Source organism: Streptomyces sp. NPDC031121 (assembly GCF_055570615.1).
Genome location: NZ_JBVIGV010000007.1, coordinates 83,092 through 96,637 on the forward strand (window position 1 = coordinate 83,092; position 13,546 = coordinate 96,637).

Below are 13,546 nucleotides of genomic sequence, written 5' to 3' on the forward strand. Positions count from 1 at the left end.
GGCCGCGGGCCCACCGTCGAAGGGCGCACCGGCGCCGCGGGAAAGGATGGTCGATCATGTGCCGATGGCTCGCCTACTCGGGGACGCCCGTCCTCCTGGAACAGCTCCTGTACAAGCCGGCCCATTCACTGATCGACCAGAGCCTGCACTCGCGGCTGGGCGTCGAGACGACCAACGGGGACGGCTTCGGGATCGGCTGGTACACCCAGGAGCCCGACGTCCGCACCCCGGCGATCGTCCGCGACGTCGGCCCCGCCTGGAACAACCGGACCCTCCGCGAGATCGCCGATCACGTCCGCTCGCCCCTGTGCTTCGCCCACATCCGGGCCTCGACCGGCACGGCGGTCCAGCAGACGAACTGCCACCCCTTCCGCCACGGCCGCTGGATGTGGATGCACAACGGCTCCATCGCCGGCTTCCACGGGCTGCGCCGCGAGCTGAGCATGGCCGTCGACCCCTACCTCTACCTCGACATGGAGGGGACCACGGACTCCGAGGCGATGTTCTACCTCGCCCTGACCTTCGGCCTGGAGGAGGACCCGCCCGGGGCGGTGGCCCGCATGGTCGGCTTCGTCGAGAAGGTCGGCCGCGAGCACGGCATCGACGCCCCCATGCAGATGACCGTCGCCGTGACCGACGGCGCTGCCGTGTGGGCGTTCCGCTACGCCAGCGCGGGCGACGCCCGCTCGCTGTTCTACAGCACCCGCGTGGAGTCGCTGCGGGCGCTGCACCCCGACCTCGAGTACCTGCGGGAGCTGTCGGACGAGACCCGGCTGATCGTCTCGGAGCCGCTGGGCGACCTTCCCGGCGCGTGGAACGAGGTGCCCGAGCACTGCTACGGGGTGGTGCGGGAAGGGCACGACGAGATGCACTCCTTCACCCCGCTGCCCGTGTGAGCGAAAAATCCGGGTTTCGCCGTGCATGGCCGGGCCCGTCCCGGGCATCCGCGTGCCAGTGAAGCTCCTCGACCAGGAGGTGAGCGGAGCATGGCCGCAGGCAAGAAGGCCAAGAACGTCGGCAAGAGCGTCAAGGGCAAGGTGAAGGAAGCCACCGGCAAGTCCGTCGGCAACGAGAGCCTCGAAGCGAAGGGGCGGGCGGAGCAGACGGCTGCCGATGCCAAGCAGGCCGGTCGGAAGGCCAAGGACGCGCTCAAGCACTGACGGGCCACCCGACAAGCGGGGGCCGCCGTCACCGGACGGCGGCCCCCGCTGCCTGTGCGCATGCGGCCGCGGCCGCGCTCACCGGCGGGCGCGGCGGCGCGGCTGCGGCTCCTCCTCTTCTTCCTCCTCTTCCTCCTCGTCGGCGTCCTCGTACGCGCCCTCGTCCTCGTCCCCGTCCTCTGGTTCCTCGTCCTCGGGGCCGGCTTCGTCCTCGTCCTCGTACGCGTCCTCGTACTCCTCGTCCTCGGGCGCCTCCTCGTCGGCGTACTCCTCGCCCTCTTCCTCGCCCTCCGGATACTCCTCGTCCTCCGGCTCCTCACCGCCCTCCCCTTCGGCGGACTCCTCCTCCTCGACGGCCTCCTCGTGGCTGCGCACGACCTCGCCGTCCTGGATCTCGCCGCGCCAGCCCTCGGGCTCCTCGTCCGTCAGCGTCACGTAGCGGACGAAGTGCTTCAGGTCGAGGCGCAGGCGGCGGCCCTGGGCCCGCCAGAGGTTGCCGGTCTTCTCGAACAGGCCGGCCGGGTAGTACTCGACGACGAGGACGATGCGGGTGAGGGACGGGGCCAGCTCGTGGAAGCTCACGCAGCCCCGCGTGGTGCCCTTGGCGCCCTCGGACGTCCACACGATCCGCTCGTCCGGCACCTGCTCCTGCACGGTGGCCTTCCAACTGCGCGTGGAAGGACCCACCTTGACCTTCCAGTCACTGGTGGTGTCGGCGCCCTGGGAGACACTGCGGACGCCCTTGGCGAAGGAGCTGAACTTCTCGTACTGGGTCCAGTGGTCGTACACGGTGCGGACGGGGAGGCCGATGTCCACGGTCTCCGTGATGTGGGTCGGCTTGGAACCGCTCTTGCGGCCCTTGCCCTTGCCGCCGCCCAGCAGTCCGCCGCCGACCTCCTTGACCTTGTCCTTCAGGCCGCCGAGAGAGCCGCCGACGGCGGCCTTGAGCGGCGAGTCGCCCTTGAGGATGCGGCCGCCTATGTCGGCGAGGGAGCCCCCGTTCTGCGCCGCGTCCTCCAGCTGGTCGGTCAGGTCGCCGAGTTTGTCCCCGGCCTTGTCGGCGAGTTGGCCGGCCTGCGCGGAGAGGTAGCCGGCGAGTTGGTCGAGGAGCTGGTTGACGGGGGACGGGGATTCTCCGGAAGGGGCCCGGTCGGCCCGGTCGGTGGTGGCCATCGTGTTACCTCCGCGTCGACGGCTTGCGGGCCGACGCCTTCTTCGCCTTCTTCGCCGACGAGGCCTTCTTGGCGCTGCCGGAGCCGCCGCCGCGGGCCGGCGGACGGGACGCGGTCTTCTTGGCCGCTGTCTTCTTCGCCGCGGTCTTCTTCGCAGGGGCCGTCTTCCTGGCCGGTGCCGCCTTCTTGGCCGGAGGTGCCTTCTTGGCCGCCTTCCGGGCGGGCGGAGTCGCGGCGGCCTTCTTCGCGGTGCCCTTACGGCCACCGGAGCCGGAGCCGCTGCGGTCCGCGGCGGCGGACTTCCGGGCCGCCGGGGCGGCCTTCTCGGCCGGCTTGCTCCGGGGGGCGGCCTTCTTGGCGGGCTCGGCGCGGGACGCGGCCTTCTTCGCCGGGGGCTTGGCGCGGGACGGGGTGGCGCGTTTCGAGGGCTCGGCGGGCGTCCGGCGGGTCCGGGAGGCGGCACGCGCGGGGCGCGGCTCCTCTTCCTCTTCCTCCTCCGGCTCCTCTGCCTCCTCCTCTTCTTCCTCTTCTTCCTCCGGCTCCTCCTCCTCTTCCTCCTCCTCCGCTTCGGGCTCGGCCCCGCGGCCCTCCTCGTACGCCTCCTCGTCCTCTTCCTCGCCGTCGTAGGGCTCCTCCTCGGGCGCCTCGTCCTCGTACTCCTCGTACTCTTCGTCCTCGCCCTCCGCTTCTGCGTCCTCCCTGCCTCGCGCCGGTCCGCGGGTGAGGTCGAGGGTGCGCTGGTGGAGGGTGTCGGCGAGGTCGGCGATCTGCCGGTTGGCGGCCGCGGTGAGGGCCTTGCGGCCCGCCTGGAGGGCTTCGCCGCGCACCTGCTCGCGCAGTTCGGCGACCTGGGGCAGCTCGTTGAGAGCACGCAGTCCCTGCGTCATCAACTGGCCCGGCTGCAGCCCGAATCTGCGTCCGGCCAGGTACGTGGCCAGCGACAGGGCCATGCGGCCCTTCTTCGCCCGGCCCAGTACGTAGCCTCCCGCTATGGCGGCTGCCAGGGCGATCTTGCTCGTGTCCTGCATCAGCCCTGTCCTTCCGGAGGTGGTGGGGGGGGTGGCCTGGGCCCTGGGCTCCGAGGTGCGGTGCCCGCGGACGGCCCTGGGGCCCGGTGGTCCGCGATACCTACAGGCCTGCTCACACTGGCGCCCGATATGCACTGTTATGCGAAAAAAATCCATAGTGGAAGGTGTGCGGCGCGCCGACCGGGGGAGGGGCCGTGCAACGACGGAGACGACGTTCGAGGGGAGCCCATGACCGCGCCAGAACCCGCCCCCCGACGGCGCCGCCCCGTGCAGGACGACGGGGAAGCGCGGCCCGCCGCCAAGCCGGCGCGCCGGGCTCCCGCCCGCCGGGCGGGGGCGGCCTGGGTGCTCCGGGCCGCCATGGAGCAGCTGTCCGAGCTGCTGGGCCGCCACCCCGACTCGGTTTCCGCGCTGAAGCCGACGGAAGAGGGCTGGGAGGCCGTCGTGGAGGTCGTGGAACTGCCGCGAATCCCCGACACCACCAGCGTGATGGCCAGCTACCGGGTGGCTCTCGACGAGGAGGGCGAACTGATCTCGTACGAACGGACCCGGAGGTACAGCCGGGGCATGATCGACCGGCCCCGCTGACCGCGGCGGCCGGGAAGGGAAGCACCATGACGATGATGCCGCAGGGAACGGGCACAGGCGTCAACCGCGCCGGAGGCGGCGGCACGAGCAGCCTCTACGACGTTCTGGAGCTGATCCTCGACCGGGGCCTGGTCATCGACGTCTTCGTGCGGATCTCGCTCGTGGGCATCGAACTGCTCAAGATCGACGCGCGGATCGTGGTCGCCAGTGTCGACACCTACCTCCGCTTCGCCGAGGCCTGCAACCGGCTCGATCTGGAGGCGGGACGCCGCGCGCCCGCGCAACTGCCCGAACTCGTCGACAACATGATGGAGAGCGGCGGCCACGGAAAGGCCAAGGGCGCCCTGAGCGGCGCCGTGGAAGCCGTGACGGACTCCCTCTCCGGCGGCGGCAAGGGCAGGAAGGCCAAGGACGAGGACGAGGACCAGGCCGAGGAGGAGTACGCGGAAGAGGAGGCCCCGCGCCGCCGGCGGCCGGCCCGGCGCCCGGTCCGCCGGGAGAGGGAGTGACCCATGCCCGTCTACGTCTACGCCGTCACGCTGAGCGACCACCCCTGCCGCCTCGACGGCGCCACCGGAGTCGGCGCCGCGGCCGCGCCCCTGCGGACCGTACCGGCCGGGGACCTCAAGGCCGTGGTCAGCGACGTGAACGAGGAGATCAGCCCCCGCCGCCGCGACCTCGTCGCCCACCAGGCGGTCCAGGACCGCCTTCTGGAGGACGGGACGCAGCTGCCCCTCCAGTTCGGCTACACTGCCCCCGACGACGACGCCGTACGCCAGGTGCTCAAGGAGCAGGCGGACCTCTACCTCGGCGCGCTGGAGCGCGTCCGCGGCTGCGCCGAGTACAACGTCAAGGCCTCCTGGGACGAGGAGCACATCCTCCGCCGGATCCTGGAGGAATCGCCCTCGGCCCGCAGCCTCAACGAGCAGATCGGCGCCGGCACCGACGACCCGCGGCTGGCCCTCGAACTCGGCCAGTTCGTCGCCGACGAGGTGCAGCAGCGGCACTCCGAGGCGGCGGCCGGGATCATCGACACGCTGGTGCCGCTGGCCCGCGAACACGTCGCGCACACACCCACCGGCGAGGACTTCCTCAACCTCTCCCTGCTGGTGGCCCGTGGCGCCGAGGGCGAGGGCGCCCTCCAGGTCGCGCACGCCGACCTCGTGGCGGACGGTGGGACCGGGGTGGAGATCCGCGTGGCCGGCCCGCTGCCTCCGTACAGCTTCGTGGCGTAGCCCCGCCCGCCCGGGGACCCGGGCGCAGGCGGCCCGGCCGGCCGTGCCCGAGAGGAGGAGCCATGGGCCTGATCGGAAAGCTGTTCACCGCCCCCCTGCTCCCCGCCCGCGCGGTGGTGTGGGTGGCGCAGCGGGTGGCCGACAAGGCCGAGGCCGAGTACTACGACCCGGCGCCCGTCTGGGCCGAGCTCAGGCTGCTGGAGCGGCGGCTCGCCGAAGGAGAGATCGACCAGGAGACCTTCGACGTCCAGGAGCGGTTCCTGCTGGACCGCCTGATGGAGATCGAAGAGTTCCACCACCGCAACCCGTGACCTGCCCGCGCGACGGAGAGGCGACGACGTGACCGACCCCATGGCCCGCTCCTTCGGCTCGCGCCCCGCGATGGCCGGCTACCCGCCGAGTTCCTCGGCGAGCCTCGCCGACATCCTCGAACGCGTCCTGGACAAGGGCATCGTGATCGCCGGCGACATCCGCATCAACCTCCTCGACATCGAACTGCTCACCATCAAGCTCCGCATCCTCATCGCCTCCGTCGACAAGGCCAAGGAGATGGGCATCGACTGGTGGGAGCACGACCCCGCGCTGTCCTCCCGGGGACGCGAGGAAGCCCTCGCCGCCGAGAACCGGCGCCTGCGGGCCGAGCTGGAGCAGATGCGCCGCACCCCGCTTCCCCCGGACCGGGCCCGGCCGGACACCGCCCTGCCGGAGGCGGCCGAGGACGAGGAGGAGCGGCCCGCCCGCCGCACGACGAAGCGCAGGCCCCCGCCGTGAACGCCCCGTCCCTCGTCTACGCCTACGCCGCCACGCCTCCCGCGCCGGCGCTGGAGCACCTGCTGCCCGGCCTCACCGGCGTCGCCGGCAGCCCGGTTACCCTCCTCGCCCTCACCGATCCCGGCGGCGGGCCCGCCGCCGCGTTCGCGGTCAGCGACGTCCCCCGCTCCGAGTGGGACGAGGAGGCCCTCAGGGCCCGCTTCGAGGACCTGGACTGGCTGGAGGAGACCGCGCGCGCCCACCACCGCGTCATCGAGGAACTCGCCGCCCACACCACCGTCCTGCCCCTGCGCCTGGCCACCCTGTACGCGGACCGGGCGAGCGCCCTGGCCGCCCTGCGCCACCACGGCCAGGCCCTCGCGACCGGCCTGGCGCGGCTGAGCGCCCACACTGAGTACGGCGTCAAGCTGTACGTCCGCCCCGCCGCCCCGGACCCGCCCGGAACAGCCGCCCCGGCCCCGGCGGCCGGCGCCTCCGCCCGGCCGGGCGGAGGACGCGCCTACCTCCAGGCCCGGCGCGCCCAGCAGCACGCCCGAGACGACCACTACGCCCAGGCCCGCGCCGCCGCCGAGCGGATCGCCGCGCTCGCCGCCCCCCACACCGCCGACCATGTGCGCCACCCCGTCCAGAGCGGACCGCTCGCCGCCTCCGTGGCCGGGGAGAACGTCCTCAACGACGCCTACCTCGTCCCGGATGCCGAGGCCGAGGCGTTCCGGGAGGCCGTGCACACCGCCGTCCGCGGCCTGTCCGGGATCCGGCTGGAGCTGACGGGCCCCTGGGCCCCGTACTCCTTCGCCGCGCCGCCGCCCCCGCCGACCGCCGCCGCGCCGTGACCACCCCCGACCGCCGCGCCGCCGGCCTGCCGGACCGGCAGGTCGCCCTCGTCGACCTCCTCGACCGGCTCCTCGCCGGCGGGGTCGTCATCACCGGCGACATCGTCCTGTCGATCGCCGACATCGACCTCGTCCGGATCTCCCTCAGGGCGCTCATCAGCTCCGTCGCCACCGCGGAGGCTTCCCGCCCCGACGAGGACGGAACCCGCCATGGCCCCTGACCGCCCCGACGCCCCGCACCGCCCGCCCGCGCGGCCGCAGCCGCCCGCTCCCGGGCCGGAGGGGCCCGCGCCCGCCGCGCCGGAACCCGACCTCCGGCGGGTGGGCAGCGCGATGGCCGACGCGCTCCGGTTGCTCCCCGCGACGCCCGCCGAGGAGGCCGCCGACCGGGCCGGCGAGCCCGGCCACCGGATGCGCACCGGCCCCGACACCGTCGGCGACGACCTCGTCAAGCTCGTCCTGACCCTCGTCGAACTCCTCCGCCAGCTCATCGAACGGCAGGCGCTGCGGCGCGTCGACGCCGGAGGGCTCACGGAGGAGCAGGAGGAGGAACTCGGCGCCACCCTGATGGCCCTGCACGACCGGATGACGGAGCTGTGCACCGAGCACGGCTACACCCTCGCCGACCTGAACATCGACCTCGGCCCGCTCGGCCCCCTGCTGCCGCCGCCCGGCTGACACGCCCGCGGCGCCGCCGTCAAGCCCCGACTTCCAGGGGCGTGCCGGACGGGCCGCCCCGGGGCGCAATGGAGTCACGGGCCGCCCCGGACACCACGGCCGGCCCGGTTCGCCGACCCCGGGAGCCACCATGACCCGCCTGCACCCCTCCTCCCTCCTGACGGCCGCCCTCGCCGTCGGAGCCGTACGCATCGCCCCCGGCGCCCTCACCGCCCCCACCCCGGCCGCCCCCGGCACGGTGCTCACCGTCCCCGCACTGCCGCCGTACGGCAGCCGGACGGCCGACCGCGCGCGGCGATCGAGTACGGCCTCGTGAGGCCGAACGGGTCACGCAGCCAAGGGCTGCCGGGCTGTCAACTTTCGATGATGCGGAGATGGTCCCTTCGTCGTACGGGATCGCCGCCCCGCGTCGATAGCGTTGTGGGCATGACAGACGGAAAGGCGGAGGGGTCCGACGGCTCCTCCACACCCCTCAAGACCGCCGCGGGCGTCGCCGTCGGCGTCGCCGTCGGCATCGGCCTGATCGCCCTCCTGTGGCGGATGGGCTGGCGGGTGCCGTTCGTGACCGGGTGGCTCTCGCTGAAGATCGCCGTCAAGGCGGGCGTCCTCACGGTGGGCGGCCTGGTCGCGTTCGCGGCGTGGCGGCACAAGCGCCGCACGGACGGACGGGACGGCGCGCCGCCGTCCGACTGACCCGCGCCGGTTTCCCGCCGGGGGCGGCCCCGGGCCCCGGGCTTCCTCCCCGAGGCCGCCCCCCGCCCGTCAGGCGAGCTTCTGCACCACCAGCGCGGCCGCCCGCGCGACCAGGGAGTCCTCCCGCTGCGCCGTCGCGTCCGGCTTGGTGCTGAGGACGGCGATCACGACCGGCGGCCGGCCGGGCGGCCAGGCGACGCCGGCGTTGTTGTTGGTGGCGTACGAGCCCGCCCCGGTCTTGTCCGCGACGGCCCAGTCCGCGGGCAGGCCGGCCCGCAGCCGGTCCTTGCTGGTGGTGTTCCCGAGCAGCCAGCCGGTCAGCAGCTCCCGGTGCCGCGGCCGGAGGGCGTCGCCGAGCACCAGGCGGGCGTACGTCCGCGCGATCGCCCGCGGGCTGGTGGTGTCGGTCGACACCCAGGGCTCGGCCGAGTTCAGCTCGGGCTCCCACCGGTCCAGCCGCGTCGCCGGATCACCCAGGGACCGGCAGAAGGCGGTGATCTCTGCGGGCCCGCCCAGCTCCCGCAGCAGCAGGTTCCCGGCCGTGTTGTCGCTCTGCGCGATGGCGGCGGAGCACAGCTCGGCCACCGTCAGCCCCGCCGCGATGTTCTTCTCCTGCCGCGTGATCTCGCCGCCGCCCGCCCGGTCGACGTCCGCCTGCGTGTAGTGGATCCGCCGGGCCAGGTACTCCCCGTCCCGGTCGAACCGCCGCATCACCGCGGCCGCCGCGAGCGTCTTGAACAGCGAGCACTGGGGGAACAGGGCATCGGCGCCGTGCGCCGCCGTCCGCCCCGTGGCGGTGTCCCAGGCGTAGACGCCGAGCCGGGCCCCGTACTCGCGCTCCAGCGCGCGCAGCGCCGGAACGACCGCCCCCGCGCCGCCTCCCGCCCCAGCCGCGTGCGCCGCGCCCGCCGGTAAGGCGGCGGCCAGCGCCGCTCCCGCCCCGATGGCCAGGGCCGTACGGCGAGTCGTCGTCATCTGGACCTCCCTGTCGCTTCCTGTGTGATGTCGTACCGGGGAGGACACGAAAAAGATCAATCCGGTTCCGACCGGGCAAACGCCCGGGAATGGCCGGAAGGCGGCGTCCCGCCAGAATGGTGCACAGGACATGATTCCGTGCGACGACCGACGCGAGGACGACGAACTCCCGGGAGGCATCGTGAGTGACCGACCCGTTCTGCTGCCCTACGCCGACCCCGCCTTCACGGCGAACCCGTTCCCGCTCTACCGGCAGCTGCGCGAGGAGGGCCCCGTCCGCCGCGCCGTCATCGCCGGAGGCCTCGAAGCCTGGCTTGTCACCCGCTACGAGGACGCCATGGCGGCCCTGTCCGACGCCCGCCTCTCCAGCGACGTCCGCGACGCCGCCGACGCCCGCCTCCAGCAGCAGCTGCCCGCCACGGAACGCGAGTCCCTGCTCGGCACCATGCTCCGCAGCGACCCGCCCGACCACACCCGGCTGCGCCGCCTGGTCTCCAAGGCGTTCACCGCCCGCCGTGTCGCGGGCATGCGGCCGCGCATCCAGGCGATCACCGACGGGCTGCTCGACGCGGTCGTCCCGGCCGGCCGCGCCGACCTCGTCGCGGACTTCGCGCTGCCGCTCCCCGTCACGGTGATCAGCGAGCTGCTCGGCGTACCGGTGGACGACCGCCACGACTTCCAGCACTGGACCGACCGCATGATCATGCGGGGCGCCGAGCCGCCGGACCCGGCCGCCGTCGACGAGGCCTGGCGCCACATGCACGGCTACGTGACCGGCCTCCTCCGCGCCAAGCGGGCGCACCCCGCGGACGACCTGCTCAGCGCCCTCGTCGCCGCCCGCGACGCGGAGCAGCGGCTGACCGAGCCCGAACTCGTCGCGATGGTCTTCCTGCTGCTGGCCGCCGGCTACATCACCACCGTCAACCTGATCGCCGGCGGCATCGCCGGCCTGCTCGACCACCCCGACCAGCTGGACCTGCTCCGCGCCGACCCCGGGCTGCTGCCGGGCGCCGTCGAGGAGCTCCTCCGCTACGACGGACCGGTCAACCCCGGCATCGCCCGGTTCGCCCGCGAGGACCTCGAGATCGCGGGCACGGCCGTCCCGCGCGGCGCGACCGTGCTGATCGCCTCGGCCATCGCCGACCGCGACCCGGCCCGGTTCCCCGACCCCGAGCGCCTCGACATCACCCGCCAGGACAACCCCCACCTGGCGTTCGGGCACGGCATCCACTACTGCCTGGGCGCACCGCTCGCCCGGCTGGAGGGGCAGATCGCCATCGGCACGGCCCTGCGCCGGCTCCCCGGCCTCGCCCTCGCCGTGCCCCGCGGCGAACTCCGCTGGCGCCCCGGCGGCCTGCGCGGCCCCCAGGCCCTGCCGGTCACCTTCACCGCGGGGGAGCAGGCCGGCCCCCCGCCCGCCGGCTGAACCGGCCCGGCCGTCCGGGTGGTCCGCGGGCCGCCCGCAACGCCTCCCCGCCCCGCGCGGGCAGCGTGGTGGGAAACGGAGGAGAGGGACGCGATGCCGCTCTACCTGTCCAGGTTCAGCTACACACCGGAGACGTGGGCGAGGCTGACCAGGCAGCCCGAGGACCGGGCGCAGGCCGCCCGCTCGTACATCGAGTCCGTCGGCGGGAGGCTCCACGGCTTCTGGTACGCCTTCGGCACGCACGACGGCTACAACCTGTGGGAGGCCCCCGACAACGTGTCCATGGCCGCGGTCGCGTTGGCGATCAGCGGGGGAGGGGCCCTCAGCTCGTTCGAGACGACCGTCCTGCTGACCGTCGACGAAACACTGGAGGCCCTGCGCACGGCCGGGCAGATCGGCTATCGGCCCCCCGGCGCCGAGGCGTGACCGCACGGCCGCCCCGCGGCCGCCGTGCATCCGTCGGCCCCCCGTACGGCGAAGGGAGGGTGTACCGGGTCGCCGAGCGGACAGGAGCCGGGCATGGAGACCGCCGGAGCACGCGCCGCCGTCAGGCGGCCCCTGCCGCTGCTGCTCGGCCTGCTGGTCGTGACGTACGGCGTCGCCGCCGTCGGCGCCCTCGCCGGCAGCGGCTCCCGCGAGGTCTACGCCTCGCTGCGGCTGCCTGCCTGGGCGCCGCCCGCCTGGCTGTTCGGGCCCGTGTGGACGGTCCTGTACGCGACCATCGCCGTCGCCGCCTGGCTCGTCGTCCGCAAGGGCCGGCCGGAGCTGCGGCGCCCGGCGCTCCAGTGGTGGTCGGTCCAGCTGCTCCTGAACCTCGCCTGGACCCCGCTGTTCTTCACCGCCGGCCGGTACGGGCTCGCCCTGGTCGAGATCTGCCTGCTCCTGGCGGCGGTGGCTGCGACGGCCGCCGTCTTCGCGAGGGCCTACCGGCCGGCCGGGCTGCTCCTCGTCCCGTACGGCCTGTGGGTGGCGTTCGCGACCCTCCTCAACGCCTCGATCTGGCTCCTCAACCGCTGACCGCCCCGCCGGCCATCCGCGCGCTGCCGTCCCCCGAGCCGGGGAGCAGCACGGCGGCGGAGTGCGGGGTGACGCGGTAGCGCCGGCACGCGCTGGCCAGGAGCCTGCCGCGGCGGTCGGTGAAGGTGCCGCGCACCTCGTACGTGCCGCAGGAGGCGTGGCCCGACGGCAGGCGCTCGGGCCGCAGGCGGATCTCGTACGGGCCGCCGGCGCGGAAGCTCCCGAGGTGCGTCTCGCAGGGGAGGCCGGGGGTGCCCTCCCGGATGCGGACCTCGGTGTAGGTGAGCCCGTCGACGTCCCGGCCCAGGCGGAAGACCAGCGCCAGCGTGACGACGCCGCCCTCGGGCAGGTCGAGGGGTTCGAGGGGCTGGGAGTGCTCCGCCGGACGGATCCGCACGGACGCGCCCTCCTCCTGGAGGAGGACCAAGTCCACGAGTTCGAAGTCAGCAGCGCCGGGTCGGCCGTTCATGGCCGGCACCTGCCCGACGGCCGGTGCCGGAAACCCCGCACCGGCCGCCCGGGGGCCGCGCCGCGCCGCCTCAGCCGCTCAGGTGTCCTTCCCCCGGCCGCTCATGGCGTCGCGGAGCCGGTCGACGAGGCCCACGCCGGGGGCGAGCAGCTTGTTCGCCGGGGGGTGGTCGGGGGCCGCCGGGTGCGGCCGGGTCGGCGCCGTCTTCTTCGCCTGGCGGACCTTGTCGCCCAACTCGTGGAGCGTCTCCGCCGAGCAGGCGGTGCGCAGCCGCGGGAAGAGGTTCGCCTCCTCGTCCGCCACGTGATGGCGGATCTCCGCCATCAGATGCCGCACGAGCCCGTCGAACCGCGGGTCGTCGGCGGCGCACCCCTCCAGCTCCTTCATGGTCCGCTCGGCGGCCGCGTGCTCCTCCAGCTCCTTGTCGGCGAGTGCGTCGCCGGACGGGACGTGCTCGCGGACCGCGGGGTACAGGTAGGCCTCCTCCGCCACGGAGTGCCGCACCAGCTCGATCGTGACCCGGTCGACCAGGTCCTTGCGCCGGGGATGCCCCGACGGCAGCTCCTCGATGTCGGTGAAGAGCTCGGCCACCTCCTCGTGGTCGGTGGTCAGCTCGGTGATCACGTCCCCGCCGTGTCCCATCGTGGCTCCTCCTCCGTACGGGCGGCCGGCCCGGTTGCGGCCGCGGCCACCAGTGAAAGCCGCGGCCGGGCGCCCGCACGCCATTGCGCCGGGCGGGCGTGTGTCGCACCGCCGTGTGGCCGACGCCACCTTCCGACCAGTGATTTCTCCCATTCCGCTCCGGTTGTCCGGGCGGCTATCGTCGTCGGTCCCCCCTCTTCCGGCACCCGGATGGCCCCTGTGTCCACGACGTCCAGCCTCGCCCCGGTGATCACCGCCACCGCGCAGTGGCTCGCCCGCGCCTATCCCGCTTCCGACGGTGCGCTGCAGCACGCCCTGGCCGAGGCGCAGGCCCACCAGGCCGCCACCGTCGCGGCGTGGCTGCGCTACCCCACCCGTATGGACGCGGAGCTTGCGGCCCTCACCGGGGCCCGCGGGTCCGGCGCCCTCGACTGGGCGGGCGGCGCCGACGACGGGCTGCCGCTGCCGCCCCCGTACGGGGGCGCGCACGACGCCGACGCGCCCGCGGAGGACGCGGAGGCGTGGCGCAGCTGGGTCGACGAGGCGGTCGCCAGCTGGGCGGCCTGCCTCCTGGCCCGCCCCGACCTGGCGTCGGCCGCGGTGGACGCCCTCGCCGGCACCGAGCACGCCGGAGCGATACCCGTCGGCTTCCGCCGGCTGACCAGCCCGACGGAGGGGGACATCGCCGCCGCCGCGCTCCTGCGCCACCCCGACCTCCTGGAGCCGGTCGCCCGGCTGTACCGGGACGGGCTGCTGGAGCGCCTCGGCCGCCGGCCCGCCGAAGCCTGACCGCGAGCCGGCCCCGCCGCCGGCCCGCCGTCCGTACCTGCCGCGCCCGGGCGGCCGGCGACCGCCAGGC

At 74.3% G+C, this 13,546-nt stretch carries 21 protein-coding genes; 16 read left to right on the forward strand and 5 right to left on the reverse strand.

Annotated elements, in window-relative coordinates; translation table 11 throughout:
- Positions 1–56: 56 nt before the first annotated feature.
- Together ACZ462_RS14480 and ACZ462_RS14485 are read left to right on the forward strand one after the other, a co-directional pair.
- On the forward strand, positions 57–896 hold the full coding sequence (locus ACZ462_RS14480; RefSeq protein ID WP_467807935.1) for a class II glutamine amidotransferase: 840 nt from the start codon (positions 57–59) through the stop codon (positions 894–896).
- Between the two features lie 90 nt (positions 897–986).
- Entirely contained in the window at positions 987–1,160 is a 174-nt protein-coding gene (locus ACZ462_RS14485) for a CsbD family protein (RefSeq protein ID WP_467807937.1), read from the forward strand.
- A gap of 78 nt (positions 1,161–1,238) precedes the next feature.
- Here ACZ462_RS14485 and ACZ462_RS14490 read toward each other — a convergent pair whose 3' ends face one another.
- Both ACZ462_RS14490 and ACZ462_RS14495 read right to left on the reverse strand, forming a co-directional pair.
- Positions 1,239–2,333, reverse strand: a complete 1,095-nt coding sequence (locus ACZ462_RS14490) for an SRPBCC family protein (protein ID WP_467807938.1) — start codon at positions 2,331–2,333, stop codon at positions 1,239–1,241.
- Between the two features lie 4 nt (positions 2,334–2,337).
- A complete protein-coding gene (locus tag ACZ462_RS14495; protein ID WP_467807940.1) occupies positions 2,338–3,360 on the reverse strand; it encodes a histone protein in 1,023 nt (340 codons plus the stop codon).
- 228 nt (positions 3,361–3,588) lie between these two features.
- Here ACZ462_RS14495 and ACZ462_RS14500 point away from each other — a divergent pair, with 228 nt between their 5' ends.
- From ACZ462_RS14500 to ACZ462_RS14545, 10 genes are all read left to right on the forward strand, one after another.
- Complete coding sequence (locus tag ACZ462_RS14500; protein ID WP_467807941.1) at positions 3,589–3,948, forward strand: gas vesicle protein GvpO; 360 nt, start codon at positions 3,589–3,591, stop codon at positions 3,946–3,948.
- A gap of 26 nt (positions 3,949–3,974) precedes the next feature.
- Positions 3,975–4,457, forward strand: a complete 483-nt coding sequence (locus ACZ462_RS14505; RefSeq protein WP_467807942.1) for a gas vesicle structural protein GvpA — start codon at positions 3,975–3,977, stop codon at positions 4,455–4,457.
- Positions 4,458–4,460: 3 nt separating this feature from the next.
- A complete protein-coding gene (locus tag ACZ462_RS14510; protein ID WP_467807944.1) occupies positions 4,461–5,183 on the forward strand; it encodes a GvpL/GvpF family gas vesicle protein in 723 nt (240 codons plus the stop codon).
- Between the two features lie 62 nt (positions 5,184–5,245).
- Positions 5,246–5,494 (forward strand): gas vesicle protein GvpG, encoded by a 249-nt coding sequence (locus tag ACZ462_RS14515; protein WP_467807945.1) that lies wholly within the window; start codon positions 5,246–5,248, stop codon positions 5,492–5,494.
- Positions 5,495–5,522: 28 nt separating this feature from the next.
- On the forward strand, positions 5,523–5,954 hold the full coding sequence (locus ACZ462_RS14520; protein WP_467807946.1) for a gas vesicle protein: 432 nt from the start codon (positions 5,523–5,525) through the stop codon (positions 5,952–5,954).
- Entirely contained in the window at positions 5,951–6,787 is an 837-nt protein-coding gene (locus tag ACZ462_RS14525) for a GvpL/GvpF family gas vesicle protein (protein ID WP_467807948.1), read from the forward strand. Before ACZ462_RS14520 ends, ACZ462_RS14525 begins: the two co-directional genes overlap by 4 nt.
- Entirely contained in the window at positions 6,784–7,008 is a 225-nt protein-coding gene (locus ACZ462_RS14530; protein ID WP_467807950.1) for a gas vesicle protein, read from the forward strand. Before ACZ462_RS14525 ends, ACZ462_RS14530 begins: the two co-directional genes overlap by 4 nt.
- Complete coding sequence (locus ACZ462_RS14535; RefSeq protein ID WP_467807951.1) at positions 6,998–7,465, forward strand: gas vesicle protein K; 468 nt, start codon at positions 6,998–7,000, stop codon at positions 7,463–7,465. Before ACZ462_RS14530 ends, ACZ462_RS14535 begins: the two co-directional genes overlap by 11 nt.
- Positions 7,466–7,595: 130 nt before the next feature.
- Positions 7,596–7,781: a hypothetical protein gene (locus tag ACZ462_RS14540; RefSeq protein WP_467807952.1), complete on the forward strand. Its 186-nt coding sequence runs from the start codon at positions 7,596–7,598 to the stop codon at positions 7,779–7,781.
- A gap of 110 nt (positions 7,782–7,891) precedes the next feature.
- The gene (locus tag ACZ462_RS14545; RefSeq protein ID WP_467807953.1) at positions 7,892–8,158 is read left to right on the forward strand and encodes a hypothetical protein; all 267 of its coding nucleotides are present in this window, start codon (positions 7,892–7,894) and stop codon (positions 8,156–8,158) included.
- Between the two features lie 69 nt (positions 8,159–8,227).
- On the opposite strand, the gene bla is transcribed toward ACZ462_RS14545, so the two are convergent.
- Entirely contained in the window at positions 8,228–9,133 is a 906-nt protein-coding gene (gene bla, locus ACZ462_RS14550; RefSeq protein WP_467807954.1) for a class A beta-lactamase, read from the reverse strand.
- Positions 9,134–9,314: 181 nt separating this feature from the next.
- Between bla and ACZ462_RS14555 the strand changes: the two genes are divergently transcribed.
- The 3 genes from ACZ462_RS14555 to ACZ462_RS14565 all read left to right on the forward strand — a co-directional run bounded on the left by ACZ462_RS14555 (position 9,315) and on the right by ACZ462_RS14565 (position 11,576).
- Positions 9,315–10,559, forward strand: a complete 1,245-nt coding sequence (locus ACZ462_RS14555; protein WP_467807955.1) for a cytochrome P450 family protein — start codon at positions 9,315–9,317, stop codon at positions 10,557–10,559.
- Between the two features lie 93 nt (positions 10,560–10,652).
- Complete coding sequence (locus ACZ462_RS14560) at positions 10,653–10,985, forward strand: GYD domain-containing protein (RefSeq protein ID WP_467807956.1); 333 nt, start codon at positions 10,653–10,655, stop codon at positions 10,983–10,985.
- Positions 10,986–11,078: 93 nt separating this feature from the next.
- Positions 11,079–11,576 carry a TspO/MBR family protein gene (locus ACZ462_RS14565; RefSeq protein WP_467807958.1) on the forward strand — a complete coding sequence of 166 codons (498 nt, stop codon included), beginning with the start codon at positions 11,079–11,081 and terminating at the stop codon, positions 11,574–11,576.
- Here the strand turns inward: ACZ462_RS14565 and ACZ462_RS14570 are convergent.
- Positions 11,566–12,045, reverse strand: a complete 480-nt coding sequence (locus ACZ462_RS14570; RefSeq protein WP_467807960.1) for a rho GDP-dissociation inhibitor — start codon at positions 12,043–12,045, stop codon at positions 11,566–11,568. The genes ACZ462_RS14565 and ACZ462_RS14570 overlap by 11 nt on opposite strands.
- 78 nt (positions 12,046–12,123) lie before the next feature.
- A complete protein-coding gene (locus ACZ462_RS14575) occupies positions 12,124–12,687 on the reverse strand; it encodes a hemerythrin domain-containing protein (RefSeq protein ID WP_467807961.1) in 564 nt (187 codons plus the stop codon).
- 219 nt (positions 12,688–12,906) lie between these two features.
- On the opposite strand from ACZ462_RS14575, the gene ACZ462_RS14580 reads away from it, so the two are divergent.
- Entirely contained in the window at positions 12,907–13,476 is a 570-nt protein-coding gene (locus tag ACZ462_RS14580; protein ID WP_467807963.1) for a hypothetical protein, read from the forward strand.
- The last annotated feature ends 70 nt before the right edge of the window (positions 13,477–13,546 follow it).